The organism is Paenibacillus sp. FSL F4-0100, from assembly GCF_037993005.1.
In the GTDB taxonomy this organism is placed as follows: Bacteria; Bacillota; Bacilli; order Paenibacillales; family Paenibacillaceae; genus Paenibacillus_AQ.
Genome location: NZ_CP150303.1, coordinates 708,326 through 726,841, shown reverse-complemented (window position 1 = coordinate 726,841; position 18,516 = coordinate 708,326). Strand labels below are relative to the sequence as shown.

Annotated in this window: 18 protein-coding genes; 11 read left to right on the top strand and 7 right to left on the bottom strand. The window is 49.8% G+C overall.

Annotation, left to right across the window (positions count from 1 at the left end; translation table 11 throughout):
- The first annotated feature begins 12 nt into the window (after positions 1-12).
- Both MHH48_RS03195 and MHH48_RS03190 read left to right on the top strand, forming a co-directional pair.
- Positions 13-846, top strand: a complete 834-nt coding sequence (locus MHH48_RS03195; RefSeq protein WP_076322301.1) for an ABC transporter ATP-binding protein — start codon at positions 13-15, stop codon at positions 844-846.
- A 79-nt stretch (positions 847-925) separates the two neighbouring features.
- On the top strand, positions 926-1,741 hold the full coding sequence (locus MHH48_RS03190) for a TatD family hydrolase (protein WP_076322302.1): 816 nt from the start codon (positions 926-928) through the stop codon (positions 1,739-1,741).
- 32 nt (positions 1,742-1,773) lie between these two features.
- Here the strand turns inward: MHH48_RS03190 and MHH48_RS03185 are convergent, their stop codons facing one another.
- From MHH48_RS03185 to MHH48_RS03170, 4 genes are all read right to left on the bottom strand, one after another.
- Positions 1,774-1,950 (bottom strand): aspartyl-phosphate phosphatase Spo0E family protein, encoded by a 177-nt coding sequence (locus MHH48_RS03185; RefSeq protein ID WP_076322303.1) that lies wholly within the window; start codon positions 1,948-1,950, stop codon positions 1,774-1,776.
- Between the two features lie 157 nt (positions 1,951-2,107).
- Positions 2,108-3,658, bottom strand: a complete 1,551-nt coding sequence (locus MHH48_RS03180; RefSeq protein ID WP_076322304.1) for an extracellular solute-binding protein — start codon at positions 3,656-3,658, stop codon at positions 2,108-2,110.
- Between the two features lie 68 nt (positions 3,659-3,726).
- Positions 3,727-4,611, bottom strand: coding sequence for a carbohydrate ABC transporter permease (locus MHH48_RS03175; RefSeq protein WP_076322305.1), 885 nt, complete (start codon positions 4,609-4,611; stop codon positions 3,727-3,729).
- Between the two features lie 32 nt (positions 4,612-4,643).
- Positions 4,644-5,624, bottom strand: coding sequence for an ABC transporter permease subunit (locus MHH48_RS03170; protein ID WP_076322677.1), 981 nt, complete (start codon positions 5,622-5,624; stop codon positions 4,644-4,646).
- Positions 5,625-6,000: 376 nt separating this feature from the next.
- On the opposite strand from MHH48_RS03170, the gene MHH48_RS03165 reads away from it, so the two are divergent.
- Positions 6,001-8,319, top strand: a complete 2,319-nt coding sequence (locus tag MHH48_RS03165) for a helix-turn-helix domain-containing protein (protein WP_076322306.1) — start codon at positions 6,001-6,003, stop codon at positions 8,317-8,319.
- 519 nt (positions 8,320-8,838) lie between these two features.
- On the opposite strand, the gene MHH48_RS03160 is transcribed toward MHH48_RS03165, so the two are convergent.
- The 3 genes from MHH48_RS03160 to MHH48_RS03150 all read right to left on the bottom strand — a co-directional run bounded on the left by MHH48_RS03160 (position 8,839) and on the right by MHH48_RS03150 (position 10,215).
- Positions 8,839-9,015: a hypothetical protein gene (locus tag MHH48_RS03160; protein WP_179090619.1), complete on the bottom strand. Its 177-nt coding sequence runs from the start codon at positions 9,013-9,015 to the stop codon at positions 8,839-8,841.
- Positions 9,016-9,083: 68 nt separating this feature from the next.
- Positions 9,084-9,824 (bottom strand): oxygen-insensitive NADPH nitroreductase, encoded by a 741-nt coding sequence (nfsA, locus tag MHH48_RS03155; RefSeq protein WP_076322307.1) that lies wholly within the window; start codon positions 9,822-9,824, stop codon positions 9,084-9,086.
- 187 nt (positions 9,825-10,011) lie between these two features.
- Complete coding sequence (locus tag MHH48_RS03150) at positions 10,012-10,215, bottom strand: cation transporter (protein WP_076322308.1); 204 nt, start codon at positions 10,213-10,215, stop codon at positions 10,012-10,014.
- Between the two features lie 297 nt (positions 10,216-10,512).
- Here MHH48_RS03150 and MHH48_RS03145 point away from each other — a divergent pair, with 297 nt between their 5' ends.
- The 8 genes from MHH48_RS03145 to MHH48_RS03110 all read left to right on the top strand — a co-directional run bounded on the left by MHH48_RS03145 (position 10,513) and on the right by MHH48_RS03110 (position 18,429).
- A complete protein-coding gene (locus MHH48_RS03145; RefSeq protein ID WP_076322309.1) occupies positions 10,513-11,130 on the top strand; it encodes a DUF5317 domain-containing protein in 618 nt (205 codons plus the stop codon).
- 265 nt (positions 11,131-11,395) lie between these two features.
- A complete protein-coding gene (locus tag MHH48_RS03140) occupies positions 11,396-13,252 on the top strand; it encodes a diguanylate cyclase (RefSeq protein ID WP_076322310.1) in 1,857 nt (618 codons plus the stop codon).
- A gap of 99 nt (positions 13,253-13,351) precedes the next feature.
- The gene (locus MHH48_RS03135; RefSeq protein WP_076322311.1) at positions 13,352-13,582 is read left to right on the top strand and encodes a hypothetical protein; all 231 of its coding nucleotides are present in this window, start codon (positions 13,352-13,354) and stop codon (positions 13,580-13,582) included.
- Positions 13,583-13,733: 151 nt separating this feature from the next.
- Entirely contained in the window at positions 13,734-14,861 is a 1,128-nt protein-coding gene (locus tag MHH48_RS03130; RefSeq protein WP_076322312.1) for a glycosyltransferase family 39 protein, read from the top strand.
- A gap of 171 nt (positions 14,862-15,032) precedes the next feature.
- Entirely contained in the window at positions 15,033-15,659 is a 627-nt protein-coding gene (locus MHH48_RS03125) for a hypothetical protein (protein ID WP_076322313.1), read from the top strand.
- Between the two features lie 55 nt (positions 15,660-15,714).
- Complete coding sequence (locus MHH48_RS03120; RefSeq protein WP_076322314.1) at positions 15,715-16,476, top strand: stalk domain-containing protein; 762 nt, start codon at positions 15,715-15,717, stop codon at positions 16,474-16,476.
- 202 nt (positions 16,477-16,678) lie between these two features.
- On the top strand, positions 16,679-17,179 hold the full coding sequence (locus MHH48_RS03115) for a sigma-70 family RNA polymerase sigma factor (protein ID WP_076322315.1): 501 nt from the start codon (positions 16,679-16,681) through the stop codon (positions 17,177-17,179).
- Positions 17,176-18,429 carry an anti-sigma factor gene (locus MHH48_RS03110; protein WP_076322316.1) on the top strand — a complete coding sequence of 418 codons (1,254 nt, stop codon included), beginning with the start codon at positions 17,176-17,178 and terminating at the stop codon, positions 18,427-18,429. Before MHH48_RS03115 ends, MHH48_RS03110 begins: the two co-directional genes overlap by 4 nt.
- The last annotated feature ends 87 nt before the right edge of the window (positions 18,430-18,516 follow it).

Here is an 18,516-nt window from a genome sequence, read left to right as displayed (position 1 = left end):
CCATTTATCGATATGACACATCAAATACCCCTGCCGCTCCAGAACGGGGCTGACCCGTCCACTGCGTCGGTCTCATCAGCACCTGCCCTCGAGGTTCGCAGCCTTCGGAAAACCTTCCGCGACCGGCGCAGCGAAGTGCATGTGCTGGATGGCCTTTCGCTTCAGGTACAACCCGGGGAATTCGTCTCCTTGATCGGTCCTTCAGGCAGCGGAAAGAGCACACTCTTCCATATCATCGGGGGATTAACCGCTCCGGATACGGGTTCGGTCCTCATGGATGGTCAGGACGTGACCGGGGAAAAAGGCCGCATCGCCTATATGCCTCAACAGCCAGCCCTGTTCCCTTGGCGTACGGTGGAGGACAATGTGCTCCTTCCCGAGGAGCTGAGAGGCACCACGAAAGCTGCTGCCAGGGAACATGCCAGCAGCTGGATGGAACGGGCCGGCCTCACCGGCTTCGAGAAGGCGTATCCGCACACCCTTTCAGGCGGAATGCAGCAGCGGGCGGCTTTTCTGCGCGCACTGATGAGTCCCCAGGAAGTCATGTGCCTGGACGAACCGTTCAGCGCATTGGATGCGCTGACGCGCAGTGATATGCAGCGCTGGCTGCTCGATATCTGGGAGGATACGCGCCGTTCGGTGCTGATGATTACCCATCATATCGAGGAGGCGCTGCTCCTTTCGGACAGCATCTATATCCTGTCAGCCCGGCCCGGAACCATCTTGAAACGGGTAGAAGTCCCTTTCTCCCGCCCGCGCCGGGAAAACATCCTGATGGATCCGTCCTTCATCGCATTAAAAACCGAAATTTCCGCCATCATGCGGGAAGAACAGCATAAGCGCTGACCGATTAAGGCCAGCGGAATACATACATCCATGATTAGCCAAGCGCTTCGTGGAAGCTTACAAGCGAGGTTATGTAACGATGAAATCATTTACGCAAAGTGAAGCCAATTTCCCACTGTTGGATACTCATATTCATCTGGACAGCTATTCGTTATCCGATCAACAAGCGATTCTCGCGGATATCCGTCATCATGAGGTTCAATCCGTTATCTCCGTCTCCATGCATCTGGCTTCCTGCAAGCGAAACCTGGAGCTGGCCAGGCAGTACGGACCGATGGTGCGGCCGGCTTTCGGTTATCATCCGGAGCAGCACCTCCCTTCCACTAACGAAACCGAAGAGCTGCTGGATTGGATGGCAGAGCATGCCGATGAGATGGTCGCCGTAGGAGAGGTGGGTCTCCCCTATTACGCCAGGCTGGAGGCTGAATCGAAGGGCCGACCTTGGGATAACCGCCCTTACGCCTATCTATTGGAGCAATTTATAGCATTTGCTAAAAAGCATCATAAACCGGTGATTCTGCACGCTGTATATGAAGATGCGGATATCGCATGTGATTTGCTCGAAAAATACGGCGTCACTCGTGCCCATTTCCATTGGTTCAAGGGCTCCCGTGACACCTTGCAGCGGATGGCCGGTAACGGATACTATATTTCCTTCACGCCTGACATCCTCTATGAGGAAGAAATTCGGGATATGGCATGTAGGTATCCGGATCATCTCGTCATGACCGAAACCGATGGTCCTTGGCCGTTCGAAGGTCCGTTCACCGGACAGATGACCCATCCTCGGATGACGGCTGCTGTGGCTGCGGCATGGGCGGAGCTTCAGGGGCTGTCCATATCCGAGGCTCGCAGGATTTTTTATGAGAACGCCGCGAGACTTTACGATCTATAAAAAGAATCTTCATTCAGCTTTAAGTCGGTTGTTTACGCAATCGGCTTGTTTTCTTTAAGAAATCGGTTATATTGATTAATCAACTCATCAAGCACGATCGATTGACCGAGGACTTTAGGATGATTAAAATCACGATACCGCTGCTTCATCTTATGAAGCTTATGCCGTTCTTGCTCGATATTAAACTTTATGCCTTCCTTCGTTTCCATGACTTTATATCCTCCCCTCATGTAATATTTTATGCTTTAATGTAAAATTATAGGATGTTTAATATTAGACATCAGAAATATAACATGGAGGAGCTATTCCTGTTATTCACGCCAAAAAACCACAATGCAAGTTGCAGCATTGTGGTTTTGGATTCCATTATTTAACGTACTTCTCCTGATACGCCTTTGACATCTCGTCTGTAATTTCCTTCATCTTCGGATCACTCTTGATCGTTTCAATCAGTTTATCGTACGATTCAACCGGTTCTTTGCCCGTGATGACCATGACCCGCATATCCTCCACCTTCTTGGAAATCTCGGGATAGTATTTGTTATAGGCTTCCGAATACAGCTCTCCCGAAGGATTCGGAACCTTGACCGTCTTGCGCTCTGTGACAATCTCTACGTTCCGCTCATATACTTCATCCGGCATCCCTACCGCGCTGATGGCCATATCGTCGCTGACGAGGTGAATCATATTGTTCAAGTTGCCGTCACCCGTCTTATCCACGGCGGCCTGCGGCGTTGCAACCTTCTTCCCGTTCTCCACATTATAATGGACACCTTCGATTCCGTAGGTCAGCATCTCATTGCCTTCTTGACTATAACCGTAATCGAAAAACTCGAGGATTTTCTTCACTTTCGCCTCCGGCACTTTCTTCGGAATCAGGTACACTCCATAGTACGGCGATCCTGAAGGCGTATACTTCACCCCGTTTGCATTCTCCAAGTAAGCAAGCGGCATTAGATCCGCCTTGGGGTCAACGCCTTTCACGGCTTCGCCGGTCACCCAGGCATGGTTCATGGACATGCCCCCTACCCCTGCCTTGGCGCTTCGCATCGTATCCATCACCTGCGAGAACTTCATGATCGCGAAGTCTTTGGGGAACAAGCCCTCGTCATAAGCCTGTTTGATCCACAGCATGGCCTCCCTTGACTCGTCCGACGTCATAATCGGAGTCAGGGTATTATCGGGTTGAAGCTTCCAGGACCCTTGCGTTTCATTAAATATATTGTAAATATAAGCGAGAGCCCCCGGATTTGCGGCATATGGAATCTCATCGGCCTGTCCATTACCATTCGGATCCTGTTCCTTAAAAGCCTTTAACACGTTATGGAACTCATCCAGCGTTTTGGGCGTTTCCAGCTTAAGGGCATCCAGCCAGTCCTTGCGGATCATCGGGAACACTCCGCCGCCATAGCTAGGATAATAACGAGGAATGACGATGTTCTTGCCATCCACCTTGGTGATTTCCCACATTTCCTTCAGTTCTTCGCGGTTCAAACTCGGATAGTCTTTAAGAAACGGCGTCAGATCCCAGAAGACGCCCTGCTTCAGCATTTTCTGCAGCTGCGGGTTCTGCATCGTTTCCACGAAAGTAACCTCCGGAAGATCGCCGGATGCAAGCATGACATTGATCTTCTCTTCGGCCGTGGACGGCGACAGCCACGTAATATTCAGCTTGGTATTGGTGCGCTTCTCGAGCTCTTTCCATAGTACATTGGTGTTGTCTATAAATTCGGTGGCATAATTCAGGGTCTGTATCGTAATGCTGGTTGGTTCACTGTTGTCTGTTCCGCTTCCGTTATCGCTCGGTGCACTTCCGTCTCGGCTGCCGCATGCGCTAAGCAAGAGCGAGCTTGCCAAGAGCAGCACCCCCGACATTTTTAAAAACGACTTGCCCGGCTTGGTTTCCTTTTTTTTCATCATTAGACCTCCCTTTTAATTTACATCTCGTCTGACTGATCATGATGGCAGTTAGACCGTATATCGGATCATTCCTTGACAGAGCCTACCATCGCCCCTTTGGCGAAGTGCTTCTGCAGGAATGGATACACTAACATGATCGGAACGGTTGCAATCACGACCGCCGCCATCTTCAACGTTTCTGTTGGGACGGGACGGTTCACTTGGAAGGCGAATCCGCCGCCGCTCCCCGATCCCATCGTTGTTGGGTCCACAAGCATATTTTGCAGCAATACTTGCAGCGGCCACATCTTCTGGTCGTTAATAAACATCAGTGCGTTGAAGTACGTATTCCAATAGCCGACGGCAAAGAACAATCCAAACGCCACCAACGCCGGCAGCGACAACGGCAGAATGATTCGCCAGAATACGCCGATATCATTCGAGCCGTCGATCATCGCGGCTTCCTCCAGACTTTCCGGAATGCTGTCGAAGAATCCCTTCATGAGCAGCACATACCATGCGCTGGTCAAGCTCGGCAGGATCAGCGACCAGACGCTGTCAATGAGTCCCACATTGCGGACGACCAAATACAGCGGCACCAATCCCGGCGTAAAGAGAAAGGTGATTAGGATCATAATCATGATGGCCTTGCGAAACCGAAGGCGTTTACGGGACACCGCATAAGCCAAGCCCCCGGTAACAAGCAGGCTGAGCAGCGTGCCAACCGTAGCCAGGAACACGCTCACGGAAATCGAGGTGACAAACAATCCGTTGGACAGTAAATGCTTGTAAGCATCCAGCGTCCAAACCCGCGGCCATAATATCAAGCTTCGTTGATAATATTCCACCGGATCGGTAAACGACAAAATAACGGTATAGTAAATCGGAAATATCGTTGCCAAACCGATGATCAGCAGCAGTCCGTTATTCACAAAACCGAACAGCCTGGTTTTCCATCCTTTCTCATGCATGTTTTACTCCTCCTTGTCTCTTCGCCAATCCTTTAGTACAAGCTTTCTTGACCGTACCGTCTCGCCAACCGGTTGGCCGTGACCACCAGGATGACGCCGACAATCGATTTGAACAATCCGATGGCCGTACTGTAGCTGAACTCACCCTGCCGAATCCCCACCCGGTATACATAGGTATCGAACACTTCGGCTACATTGGTGACAGGTGCATTCATCATCAGATAAATCTGTTCGAATCCCGTATCCAGAATCGTTCCCAGACGGAGAATCAACAGAATCAGGATCACGTTGCGCATCGCCGGCAGGGTAATATGCCACATCCGTCTCATACGGCCCGCGCCATCCATGACGGCTGCTTCATATAATTGCGGGTCTACTCCAGCGATAGCCGCGAGAAAGATGATGGTCCCCCACCCGACTTCCTTCCAGATGGATTGTCCCGTCAGCATACCCCAGAAATAGTTCGGGTTGGAGAGAATATCGATTGTCTCCCAATCCATGGAGATGAGCCACTTATTAAACAAGCCCTCCGATTGCGAGAACATGAGGTAGGTTAGACCGTAGATCAATACCCAGGATAAAAAATGGGGGATGTACACCAGGGATTGAATGGTCCGCTTATAGAAGGAGTTCCGCACTTCATTCAGCATCAAAGATAGAATGATCGGTGCCGGAAAAAAGAAAATCAAGCTCAGAAAACTGATCGCCAGCGTATTACGCAGCAGCATCCAGAAATCATGGTTGGAGAAAAACCGGGTGAAATGCTCAAACCCTACCCAGGGGCTTCCGAGCACCCCAAAGTATGGAGAATACTCCTGGAAGGCAATTACGAGATTCGTAATCGGAATATATTTGAAAATGATAAAAAAGATCAGACCCGGCAAGGCCAGCACGTACAAATATTTGTCGCGCGAAACATCCGACCATATCCGCCCCCACTTCGTTTTGGATCTCACGGGAATGGGGGGGCTCCCGCTTCCTTTTGCCGACTGAACGGTTTCTTGTGCTTTCATCGATACTCCCTCACTTTCAGCCTTGTCATCTTGTTCAACATACCGTTCACGGAATGTAGTTCTAATGTAAACGCTTGCAACATTCCCTGCAATTCCACTTTTTTTCCGCCGTTTCCAATCGCCCGTATCTTCCTGCACAACACAGGGAAATGCTTGGTCTCTAAGGTATTGAGGACCCTTTCGTTTCCTTGTATTGCACTTTTTTTCCACGACGAATGAACGTCCGCTTCGGTTAATCGATAACGTTGTCCCAACCTCAATTGGGAAGATATGATCTTTTCAACTCATCCACTCATTCGCTATGATAGGAAGTAATCATTTACCGGCTCGCTTGATTAAGCCTTTGATTTGTCTATGCCAACAGGGGGTTAAAGTAATGAGGCAACAGAATCATGAATCCGTTTTCAAAGGTATTATGTATTGGAGAAGCATCGCGCTGGCCGTGTTGTTAACATGCCTCCCCATCTCGGCCATTACGGCCGTTTACCTTTATGTGGGCAACCAGCATATGATTAACCAATATCAGCAGCGGAACGAAGAAGCCCTGGTTGACGCTGCGAGACAAGTAGACGAGCAATTTACCCAGTTGGTCCACTACGCCCTCAATATGGTGGTGAAGCCCCATTTCAAGCCTTCGTTGTCGGATATGGACTTTGTATCGAATGTCGAGGAGACAAACGAGCTGTTCAGTACGCTCAACCTAGTGGGGAATGCCGATCCCTTGGTGGATCAGGTCTATCTGTATATCAAAAAGCAAAACAAAATCATGGAGCCTGATATCGGCCTGCGGACGCTGGATCAGGAACAGGATGCGATAAGCTTCAACAAGCTCATGGAAGGAGATTCGGACATGTTCTGGGTCCATGACCTAGAGCGGCCATTTAACAAGGATAAATCTTCCCACGCGCTCGTCATGCGACTTCCCTTCAACGGTCATACGCCCTATGGCGCGATCGTCATCTATATTGATCCGTCGAAGCTGCACGTCATTCGCAATAGCGAGAATCTCTCGTTCCTGCTGGACGACCATGGTCACGTCATCGGGGAGTCGGGAATGAGCCGCAGCATGCCGAAAGCGATGAGCGCGATTCAGGAACAGCTGAAGCTTCCGGAGAATGCCCGAAGTGCGAATCATTTGCGGTTGAAGGTTCCGGTGGACCAAGATGTGTTGCTGGTGAACACCGTTCAATTTGAAAAAATGCAACAAAATTGGACCTATGTTTCAGGCACGCCGCAATCCAAGATCATTGCGCCAACGAAGCCGTACACCCATATCATTCTGATTTGCTTTGCTTTTGCGCTTGCGGCATCACTGGCTGTGAGCTGGTTTGCCTCTAAGAGCATGTATCGTCCTATAAGCAAGATGCTGAATATGATTGGCGGTGATCAGGCCAAACCGAGCTTGCGATACAATGAGCTTGATTTTATTGAACACGAGTGGAAGCAGTACCGATTCTCGCACGATACGCTGCAAAGCCAATGGAAGCGGTCCTTGCCCGCGATCAGGGAGGCTTATATCAATCAATTTTTGAGTGGACAAGCCGCCCACCTGACGGAGCCCGAATACGTCCTTAAGCTGCAAGAGATGGATCTTGACATTACCCATAAACAGTTCTCGGCCATCGTGCTTCAGCAGCATACCCACGGGGAGGATCGGACGCCTCTGACGGAAAACGATCAGCATCTTCTCACCTATGCCGCCCTGAACGTGATCCAGGAGCTGGCAGAGGACATAAGCGCGTATATGCATCCCATCAATTTCTTCGACGGCTCATTCGGCGTCATCTTGATCGTTCCGGCTTCCCATCAAGCCGATGAACAGTCACTTTTGATGAGGGAGCTGTGCGATCAGATCATGCGGGCTTTGCGCGATACGCTCCGCATGTCGGCAACCATCGTATTGGGAGGACCAAGCTCAACCTGGACGGATGTTCCCCATATTCTCGAACAGGCCAAGCGGGCGCTGCATTACCGATCCTTTGATGCAGGCAGTCAGCTGCTGGAGGCAGAAACCGTGCTTTCCCAGAAAAACGACTGGATCGACTTTCCGCTGGAATTGGAGCAGGATTTCATTCACACCTTGAATCTTGGGCTTCAGGAAGATGCGCTGCGTTCCCTAAGCCGCTTCGTAACGGCGCTTCAGGCCGGGGGAGGTTCGGAGTGGCATGTCCACCATGGCCTCATGCGGTTAATCACAAGCGTTCACCGGTCTATGCTGCAGGCTGGCTTAAACCCATATCAGGTGTACAATTTCTCCAATCTGCAGGAACAGCTGTCCCTGCTTCGGGATCCGAAGGCCTGCGTGACCTGGTTCCAGAAAGAAATCATCGAACCCTACCTCGATCAGTTAACAAAAAATTTCAACAGCTCCATGAAATCGCTGGTCGAAAACGTACTGGAGCAAATCGAGCAAAACGGGATGCAAGACCTGTCCCTGGATGCCATGGCCATGGAAGCCGGTGTCAGCGTATCCCAGCTGAGCAAAGCGTTTAAGCAGATGACGGGCACGAATTATATAGACTATCTGACAACCGTGCGCATGAACCGCTGTAAAGAATTGCTGCTGACCACGGATCTTCGCATTCACGAGATTGCGGAAGCTGCAGGATATCAGCCTCCCTACTTCAATCGAATGTTCAAGAAGCTTGAAGGGATCACGCCCGGACAATACCGTCAGCAGGGCATTGGCAAATAGATCAGACTGGGTTCAGCATGCGGAGAAGATGGATTTGCCGACCCATGTCATCCTGATCAGCAATCTCCATATAAAAGGAGACCACTGAAAAAGGGCTGTCCCTTGGTCCGTATTTCATGACCTTTTGGGACAGCCCCGTTTCTGTGTTATAGCTTACGTTCAAGCGTCGTACATGGCGGCACGCTTAGCGCCGACCAGTCATCCAAGCATGCCCCGAACAACGCATCGCGCACAGGGAGCAGTGCGCACGATGTACAAAATAGTTGCACATTTTAGCGGACTCAGCGGACCTTATTTTGATCAAAAGCGCCATTTTTCGAATGGTAGCGGACATGAGGTCCGTAATTCACCGAATAAGGCTCTCATATTTCGGCTTATACCCTACTTAACGGAACGTGTGTCCGATAGATCCGGCAAAAACGAGCCCATAGCGAAAATAACGGATCTGCTGTCCGATACTGCTACTGCCGGGCCGGGCCGTAACTCGTTCCGGCTTGCGGCTTTGAAGCTACGGCAAACTTACGGTGCACTGCTCGGCTTGGAAGCTACGGCAAACTTACGGTGCACTGCGTCTCCCACGCCACCAATCCCACGCCAGCCGGGCTTGGTTCCGCGGCCTGGCTTGGTTCCGCGGCCGGGTTCGGTTAGGCGGCCGAGCTTAGTTCCTAGCACCGTACCCTCGAAGAGTATTCCCACGAGAGCAGCCGTACCCGCCTCTCTCTATTGATTTACGAGAGCGCCGTACCGGCTTTCTCTATTGATGTCTAACGCCCCATAAAGCCCTTCCCTTTCAGGAAGTCCTTCATGTGCAGCCTTATCGGCTCTGCCAGGCGTTTAGCCATAAGCGCCGACCACGGCGTGTTGTTTTTGCCATGGGTACGCAGGGACAAGTATTCGGAAGAGGTTCGATCGTAGTTCTTCACTTCCTCTATAGCCGCGCGATGATAGCTGTCGCGGTGCAAAACAGCCTCCACCGGAAACCGAGGGCGAAGCCCCGGCTCCTGATCCGGGTAGCCCAGGCACATGCCAAATACCGGATAGACCAGTTCCGGCAGTTCCAAAGCCTCGGAGAACTCGGCAATGGAGTTGCGGACCCCGCCTATATACACGATGCCAAGACCGAGCGATTCCGCGGCGATCGCGGCATTCTGCGCAGCCAAAGCGGCATCCACCGTGGCCACGATGAAATTCTCGGTCGAATCTTCATACGTCTCTTGATCAACCACGTGCGACTCTGTGCTTTTTTTCAAACGATACAGATCCGCGCACCACACCAGAAATACCGGGCATTCCACAATATACGCCTGATTTCCCGCTAAAGCGGCCAACCGCTGCTTCTTCTCTGGATCGGTAAGGGCAATCACGCTGTATGCCTGGACGTTGCTTGAGGTTGATGCCATCTGACCTGCTGCCACAACTGCCCTAAGCTGCTCCTCGGACACGGGCTGATCCGAATATTTACGAATCGATCGATGGTTCATTAGAAGTGATAGGGTATCATTCATCGAGTTTCCACTCCTTAGGCTCTGAAAGAATTGTTTCATCTATTATGAAACTTCGGCTTGAGCAGTGCAAGTTCACGCGGGAGGTGATTGGCAGCGCAAAAAAACCGGCTTGCTGTCGATCGCTTCAGCAGCCGGCTCCTATTTTAGCCAAAGCTCGCGGCTTTGGATTGTTCCAGGGAATCTTTCGTTAGGACACGATATCGTAGCCTTGCTCTTCAATCGCTTCTTTCAATGCTTCAAGGCTGACCTTGGTTTCGTCGTATTCGACGGCCACTGTATTGGATGCAAGATCGACTTTACCAGAAGCTCCCGCATTCTTCAGCGCACCTTCCACCGAGTTCACGCAATGGTTGCAGGACATGCCTTCCACTGTCAATGTCACTTGTTTCATGCTGTCGTCCTCCTATCATATAATATTGTACCATTTAACTTTACTATACCCCCCATAGGTATGTAAAGTTCGATAATTTGCTCTTTTCTGCAACAGAAACACGAAAAAAGTAGGAAGATTTATCCTTTTTATCTGCTATAATATACATAAATCTTTAGATTCATACAGGAAGGGACAAGCTTTTTATCCGACCTCCTAATTTTTTTCATAAAATTTGATTTTTGTTGAAGGAATTACCAATTCGCTGTCGAACTATTAATTACAGAGATAATGAACTATGAAAGTAGGAATTCTATCATGGTATTTGACGGCATTATACTCGGATTAATTGTCGGACTGATACGTGGCGGACTCCGTCATGGACTGCAGCAATTCAGTAAGATCCGTCTGAAGGGCGGCTTAATCTTCCCCATACTCCTGATTGTGCAGCTGCTGATATTCCGCTTTCAAGTGAACTCTGATTGGTTGGCAGCCGCAAGTGGCTACGTCTTTATGTTCATCTACGTCGCCGGTATGATCTTTCTCTGGATAAACCGGGATCAGAAAGGTTTTGGCAGCATCTTGGCAGGTGTCTTTCTGAATTTCCTTGTCATGGCAGTGAACGGTGGCAGAATGCCCGTATCGATGAGCGCCACTTCCGTTCTGGATCCTTATTACGTGGACATGCTGAGCAACAGCACCGTCATCACCAAACACTATCTGATGGACGCCTCTACCCGCCTGCCGTTCCTTGGAGACATTATACCGTTATCCCCGCCGTACCCAAGAACACAGGTGATCAGTATCGGAGATATCATCATGAATGTCGGTATATTCTTCTACATCGTCCATCTAATGACTTCCGGGAAGAATACCCCTGTTCAAACCTTAATACGCAAATCCGATACCAATGAACGTGTGGAACCACAAAATTAATCATACATCATACCACCTGGAAAGGAGGGAGAACTGTGAAGAAAACTGATAAAATCAAGTATTCCCGCATCGTATTGAATGCCATCATCGTTGCTTCTGTTGTTGTCGCTCTGACTTCCGGTTACAGATTCGGATAATAGACTTCCATAAGAAACAGGCTGGAAAATTCAGCCTGTTTTTTTACATCTTTTTCGTTGTTTTGCATCGCAATATACCTTAAAATGTGGAGAATACACCATTGATTTTTATTGAGGAGAAATCATTTATGTCCATATTTAAGCGTCCTAGGTTCTCTCAAGGCTTTGCGGGACAGCTGTATTTTGTTTTTCTTTCTCTTCTGGGCTGTTCCATCTTCCTGCTGGTGCATCAAGGGGAAATTCTCCATTATACTCCTTCACAGTGGGTATGGGTCTATGCGATGTTAGGCGCCGCCCTCATCTTAAATTACTTCACCTTCCAGCTGCCGCCAGAGGGTAATTTACAGTCCATGGATTCCTCTGTTTACCTGGCATGCATCTTTATCTATGGGGCACCTTTTGCGCTGTCCGTCATCCTGCTCGTCTCCCTTGCCATGGCGCTTTACGACAGAAAAATCCCCTTTTGGAAGCATTTTGTTAATTTCTCCGTGTATACCGTGATGATCGTCGGATCCTCCTTCATTTTCAAAATGGCAGGCGGACAAGCAGGCCCTATTCACAATAATCAATTTGGCGCGTATGTTGCAGCGTTGGTTGTTTATTTTGTTATCAACGTCTTCCTTGTCGGTTTCTACTACTACCTTCTATACAAGGGATCGTTATATGATATTTTGAAAACCTTCATGAAAGATACACTGCTAGTTTACCTCAGCACGCTCATTCTTTCGCTGGTTCTCTCCATACTCATCGTACATAACGGCGTATTCGGACTAACCTTGTTTATAGGTCTCAGCGTGATGCTATCCTATTCCTTCAAGCAGCTCTTCACGATGTATAAACAGGTACAAGAGAAAGCCATCAAGGATCAACGAACCGGATTGTACAATCACAGTTATTTCGAAAATTTGCTGGAAGACGAGATCAAGAAAGCCAAGACCAATGAGACGCCATTGTCACTGGCCATGATCGATATTGATGATTTCAAAAAATACAACGATCAATTCGGACACCTGAAAGGCGACATGCTGCTCGGATTTCTCGGCAATTACCTCAAGGTAGAATCCGAAATGGCCGAGGTGGTAGCCTCCCGTTTCGGCGGCGAGGAATTCACGATTCTCATGCCGGGTTACGATGACAACAAAGCACGCTCCTTCATTAACAGGCTTCGCAAAAAACTGAACGATACCTATTTTGACGGCGTCGAGATTTTTCCCTCGGGGTGTCTCTCATTCTCTGCTGGTGTTGCGTCCTATAGGATTGACATCCATGACAAGTCACAACTCGTCGAGCTTGCCGATCAGGCGCTGTACTATGCCAAGAAGCAGGGTAAGAATAATGTGCATGTATACGGGAGCGGCGCCGAAAAAGAATCCGAGATCGACTTCGCGGAAGACGTCCGCGATATCGAGCAGCAGCTGAAGCTGTTCTTGTATAAAGATGTGGATACGTTCAAACACTCCAAACGGGTATTCCGCTATGCCATGGATATCAGCGAAGTGCTCGAGCTTGATAGTGTGGAGCGACGCAATTTCGTACTCGGCGCACTCATTCACGATATCGGCAAGCTTGAGATTCCTTGGGGGATCTTGAACAAACGGGACAAGCTCACGGCCGGCGAATGGGAAACCGTCAAACGGCATGTCAGCTGGGGGAAACGCATTGCAGAAACGAACGAGAAGTTCAAGGAACTGGTTCCTTACATCGAATTGCACCATGAAAGATATGATGGCGGTGGGTATCCGCACGGCTTCAAGGGCAGCCAAATCCCCAAGCTGTGCCGGATGCTGACCATTATCGATTCGTTTGACGCGATGACAACGGAACGGCCTTACCAGCAAACGAAAACCTTCGAGGAGGGAATTGAAGAATTGCTCCGCTGCTCGGGCACGCAATTCGATCCGGAGCTTGTTGAGCTGTTTATCCGTTATTTAAGACTTAAGGCAGAAGCGCAGCAGCAGCCTGCAGCCAGTTCGGAGACGTCTTAAAGAAACCAATCCCCTCCCCTTTATCGCCTCTTCATGTTTGATACTTCCCCAAATAAGGTATAAAGGTAGTATCACAACGATAAAATGAGGTGAGAAACGGTGGCTGAGAAGAAAAAGGATCTTCCGCTTCACAACGGTCCCGGCAACATGGATCACCCTGAACAATACCCGACGGAACAAGAAAGCCTGTTCGATAAGTTTGAGAGTGAACAGCATGTGGACCCGATTCCGATGGAAGACGCCAGGCTGGAGCGCCAGGAAGAGAAGCAGCGGGACGGGACGTCAAAGGATCGTTCATCCAGTAACGATAAGTATCACAGCGGCTTTTAATCGTGGGACAGATCTTGTCGCTGCAGCGTAACTTGAACTTATGGGCTCCGTTTTGGCGGAGCCTTTTTATTTCACCGTTTATTCTTTAATGTATAAGGGTATAAATTCTGATTTGAACCCTAGAGATTATATACAGAGTGGAGTGGACCCTTTGTTTTCCATATGGACGTTAAACCGTGTGCAGCGAAGGATGCTGCTGGTACTGATTGCTGCCGTTCTGGTTATGTCATGTCTGCTGGTTCTTACCGGTCTTGATGAACGTTCCCCGAGCATAAGCAGCGTAATCGAAGAACGATATATCCAAAGTGCGGCCATGATCAGCCACCCCGGTGGAGACCTGGAAGAACATGCCTCCAGCGTCATGCCCGGTGTGCCGCTTATGATTGCCGGACTTACCGCCTTGTTCGGAAGCATGGATGCTGCCCTGATTGCCTACCAGCTGCTCCAATGTCTCTTCCATGCATTTTCCGTCTACTTGGTTTTTGTGCTGTCCCGCTACATGTTTAATACGCGAATCGCTTTTCTGTCATGCATGATCTACGCGCTATTCTGGCCGGCTTACGGCGCCGTCCGGCTGATCCTGCCGGATACGACCATGCAGACCCTAATGCTTCTTCTGGTCTGCGCCGTCATCGGAGCGCTTGAATTGAAGCAGGCTGGCTGGTACGCGGCTGCCGGCGCGCTTACGGCGCTTATGGCTTGCTACAACCTTCAGGCGCTGCTGTACCCGGTATTGTTCATTGCCTTTTGGATCAAGTACCGCAGTCCGGTCAAAATTGTAACCGGCGGGCTCATTCTTATTAGCGCGGGTTATTTACTCATCTTGTCCCCATGGTGGCTGAACATCCCGCTTTTCAATCGTTTGATGTATATGTCCGGTCCGTGGAACCTTGTCTCGCTGTGGCTCGAATCGAGATACATCGAAGGCAACCCTTTGGTTCATCTCTTCCGGAGCATATTTGCTGGCCGCACCTCCAAATATGCGGCTGCGATCGGAAATGAGGAAGCCAGAAAGGTCGTGCAATCCGCATTGGACGCCGTCCGTCTCCTCATGCTGTTTGCCGGGACTGCCGGTGTCATCTGGTCGGTTTGGAAATACCACCTGAAACGGCAGCTCCCGGTGCTGTTGACCCTGCTGTACTTTATTGCCGCTGAATGGTTGGTTCCCAGCCTGGACGGTACCGGATTTCCTTATTCGGTCTTCCTGCTCCTCTACGCTGCCTTTCTCGCGGACAAAGCGATTATCTATGCACATAAAACCCGACTGCTTCGTAAGTAAGTTTCAACGTGAAGCCTGTCATTCCATCATCATGCAACTTCTGCGCCTGAAAGCACTTATACCTTGTGCCTTTAGGCGTTTTTTTCGCATTTTTCTAGAACCTTTCAGGCTGACGAAACGTCTATATTAGTATCTAAGCACCTATATATTCATGCCAGGAGGAATGACAGCATGAAAATAAACCGTAAATATATCACCATTCTCAGTATCGCTGTGGCAAGCGTCCTGACGGTAAGCATCATACTCTTCTTTACGGATGCTTCGGATCGCTCAGGCCAGGATCATCGCATGAACGACAACATGAACGGACAGGCGCTAATTCAAGTTGGTTCCACCTACATCACGCATACCAATTTAACTACCTATAAGATTAACCTCGCGCATAGCACCGCGCCCTTTCCTGATGACTCGGCGCTTCTTAAAGAAATGGCAACAAAGGAATTGATGCTTCAATTGGCCGATGAACAAGGCGTTGCGGCGAGTCTGGAAGATGGAGTTCAAAGGGCCAAGGAGCTTCGGAGTACATTGGAGACCCAGCCGCAGCAGGTGCAAGAACAGCACTCGCGCATTCTGGATACGATGGGCATCAGCGAAGATCAGTACTGGGAAGACTACTCCCCGCCAGAATATCGGGATATGCTATCGATCGAACGATTAGTGAACAAACTAACAACGGATATCAAGACAAACCAGCCTGAGGTCATAACCAGCACGCAGCAACTGAAGGATGATCTGCTACACACCGCGCTAAATGAACAGCGAATTATCGTGTTGGATCCGAGTATTCAATTGAGGTAACGCTGTATTGGTATATAATGGTGTAAAAGTCCATATACCGCCATGGGAGGATATTATGAAAAAACGTTTCTCTTCTATTCCTGCTTTTGCACTTGGCGCAATCGTCGGCGTGGCACTAACAGCAGGTACGGTTGTTGGCGCTGCCGTTTATCTGAAGGCCGTACCGTCCCATTCCAAGATCCTGGTCAACGGTTCGGAGGCCAAGCTGTCCGAGTCCCCCGTTGTCATTCAGAACAAGCTCTATGTCCCTGTCCGGGACTTCTCGGAAGCGCTTGGATATCAGGTCGGCTCTGTTGGTGCCGATCAGATCGGGATTATTCCCAAATCCTCGAATGGAGAGGCAATCCCGGTTGGCCCGACTACGCCTTCCGAGTCCGAAGGAGCACCTGCTCAAGAACGCCATTTGGTGAAAAACCTTGGCAAGCTGATCGAAGTGAACGGCGAATTGAATATGCAAAAGATTTATATTGTTATCGCTGCCGGTGAAGCGAAGTTGTATTCCCAAGACGAAGCAACCGGCAACGGCCTGCTGCACTATTTGATTCTAAACGGCGATTCCTCCCTCTACGACCCGTTTGTACAGATGGACGGAAAAGCTGGTGAGCTTGATTACAACCTGCCAAATTTCGATGGTCAGACACCGCTTCATCTGGCTGTCATCCACAAGAATGACTTTTTCATCGACAAGCTGCTGAACCAGCACAAAGTGGATGCCTCCATCCAAGACGCGTCCGGAAAAACAGCGCTGGACTATGCCGAAAAAGACAGCAAGCAATACAAAACGCTGACGGCCTACATAGACAAGAATAGCAAGTGATTTCCGAATACTGCACAACGCGTGAGTCCCACCGTTTACGGTAACCCCCTTTTCTACAGCACTTCATATTCTATCGGAAGCCCGCTCATCTGGCGGGCTTTTGTTTTTTGCGACTAAGGGGCTCAATCGCTGCTTCATTTCTTTATAGCCGAAAGTGTAACTTTATGCTCTGGTTAAACGTGTGTTACTTAGAGGGGAGGACATGAAACTGAACAGTCTGGAATCGATATATCAATATTACGTGAAGGACGTTTATCGTTATTTGTACTCCCTCTCCTATGATCACCATACGGCGGAAGACCTGGTACAGGAAACCTTCTATCGCGCTTACCTGTTCCTTGAGGATTGGAAGGAAGAACGAATCAAGCCATGGCTATTTCGGGTTGCCCATAACGCTTATGTGGATTATCAGCGGAAGGCCAGCCGCAGCATCGTGAGGGACGCTGGTTTTTTCGATCAGATGATCGACCGCAATACCCCGGAGAACATCCTGCTTCAGCAAGAAGCCCAAAGAGAAATCGGGCAATTGCTGACGGATATTCCGGAGAAGCAGCGGCAGGCGGTTATCTTGGTGGATTTCCATCAATTCTCCTACCAGGAGGCGGCGGATATTATGGGCATCACCTTATCCCATATCAAAATCACGTTATTTCGGGCCAGGCAACGGCTGCGGGAAATGAAACGAAAGGAAGGGACACTATGAGCGAAGAATTTAAACAGCGGCTGAAGGATTACGCAGATGGCCATTTGAGTGACGAGGAAAAAATCGAAGTAGAGCGGGAAATGGAAAAGCTGGAGGAATACCAGGCTTACCTGGATGAAATGATGGATAACACAAGCTCTATTTCTAATAGCGCTATGCACAAGCGCGCTGACGATCAGACCGGCCTCTCGCCCAAGAAAGAAAAGCGAATCGTGCGCAGGGGCAAATGGAAGGCCCGAATCTCGAATACGCTGACGGTTATTTCTGTGTTTCTGGTTGTATCCATCCTTAGCTCAATTGGTACAGCGTTATTCTACGGTGTCGGCGACCCAAGCCGAAACGATAAATATCGGGATGCCATCGCTTCCGCTATCTCGATATCCCAGCCTAACATCGACGTTCGACTCAACAGTCAGGGCAAAGTCTTCTTCATGCAGGAAGTGTATGGGGATATAGACAAGAAAGTAGGGAAAGAACGAGTGACCGTCGGCAAATATACCGTGAACTTCCTGTTCGGGCTGCCGTCGGTCGAAATGGATTGGAAAGAAGGCAGCTCGGGTATATCACAGATTTTCTACCGGCCGGATAGCTCTGCGGAGACTTCTTCCGCAAATCAAGAAGAAGATCCCAAGGAACAGTCGAAAGAACAGAACGCTAGCACCTCTTCCGCCAAGAGCGGTGATTGGTCCAGGCTTGAAAAACTCCCAGAGGGTACCGTGGCCGAGGCTTATGTATCGTTTAACCGCTTCTTCTCGACCGACGAGTTGCTGAAGCAGTTCGAGAACCGGGATATGGAGGCTGTCTGGTTTGCCGTCGATACCGGGCCGGATGACCGATTCGGCGGTCATGATGGAGTAATCACCGATCCTGTCGGCTTTCCGTCTTATCCCGTCTGGCATCATGACGATTTGACGATTACCTCCTATAAGGAAGAAAAACGCGGTTGGTTTGGCAAAATCGTGTCCAGCGGCGGGCATTACCCTTCAATAGACACCTATGGGGACGGGGAACTGCGGAATGAGCACTTCGTCAAATCGCTGCGGCTGCTGCAAGAGTATGACCTGATTGCCGACCGGGTGGCTCCGTTTGTTGACGTAGATGCTTCGTTAGCTTACGTGGAAAAGAACGGCGTTCGTCTCTATGGTGCTGTCATTACCGGCCCCGTTAAGGAGCTGTTGACCCTGCGTGAGGTATCCTGGGTCCGCGACCTGCGGGTCGGAGAAGTGCGGCTGTGGAATTGGACCGAGTGATGGTCTTTTGGCGAATGCCGTATACTTCAACAGGCTTGCTGACATGAATAATGTCAACAGCCATCCAGGCCTCCCCCGGACTACGCA

Bases quoted from the DNA above. Each gene is read 5' to 3' on its own strand.
- MHH48_RS03195 (WP_076322301.1), top strand. From the start codon at position 13: ATGACACATCAAATACCCCTGCCGCTCCAGAACGGGGCTGACCCGTCC.
- MHH48_RS03190 (WP_076322302.1), top strand. From the start codon at position 926: ATGAAATCATTTACGCAAAGTGAAGCCAATTTCCCACTGTTGGATACT.
- MHH48_RS03185 (WP_076322303.1), bottom strand. From the start codon at position 1,950: ATGGAAACGAAGGAAGGCATAAAGTTTAATATCGAGCAAGAACGGCAT.
- MHH48_RS03180 (WP_076322304.1), bottom strand. From the start codon at position 3,658: ATGAAAAAAAAGGAAACCAAGCCGGGCAAGTCGTTTTTAAAAATGTCG.
- MHH48_RS03175 (WP_076322305.1), bottom strand. From the start codon at position 4,611: ATGCATGAGAAAGGATGGAAAACCAGGCTGTTCGGTTTTGTGAATAAC.
- MHH48_RS03170 (WP_076322677.1), bottom strand. From the start codon at position 5,624: ATGAAAGCACAAGAAACCGTTCAGTCGGCAAAAGGAAGCGGGAGCCCC.
- MHH48_RS03165 (WP_076322306.1), top strand. From the start codon at position 6,001: ATGAGGCAACAGAATCATGAATCCGTTTTCAAAGGTATTATGTATTGG.
- nfsA (WP_076322307.1), bottom strand. From the start codon at position 9,824: ATGAATGATACCCTATCACTTCTAATGAACCATCGATCGATTCGTAAA.
- MHH48_RS03150 (WP_076322308.1), bottom strand. From the start codon at position 10,215: ATGAAACAAGTGACATTGACAGTGGAAGGCATGTCCTGCAACCATTGC.
- MHH48_RS03145 (WP_076322309.1), top strand. From the start codon at position 10,513: ATGGTATTTGACGGCATTATACTCGGATTAATTGTCGGACTGATACGT.
- MHH48_RS03140 (WP_076322310.1), top strand. From the start codon at position 11,396: ATGTCCATATTTAAGCGTCCTAGGTTCTCTCAAGGCTTTGCGGGACAG.
- MHH48_RS03125 (WP_076322313.1), top strand. From the start codon at position 15,033: ATGAAAATAAACCGTAAATATATCACCATTCTCAGTATCGCTGTGGCA.
- MHH48_RS03120 (WP_076322314.1), top strand. From the start codon at position 15,715: ATGAAAAAACGTTTCTCTTCTATTCCTGCTTTTGCACTTGGCGCAATC.
- MHH48_RS03115 (WP_076322315.1), top strand. From the start codon at position 16,679: ATGAAACTGAACAGTCTGGAATCGATATATCAATATTACGTGAAGGAC.
- MHH48_RS03110 (WP_076322316.1), top strand. From the start codon at position 17,176: ATGAGCGAAGAATTTAAACAGCGGCTGAAGGATTACGCAGATGGCCAT.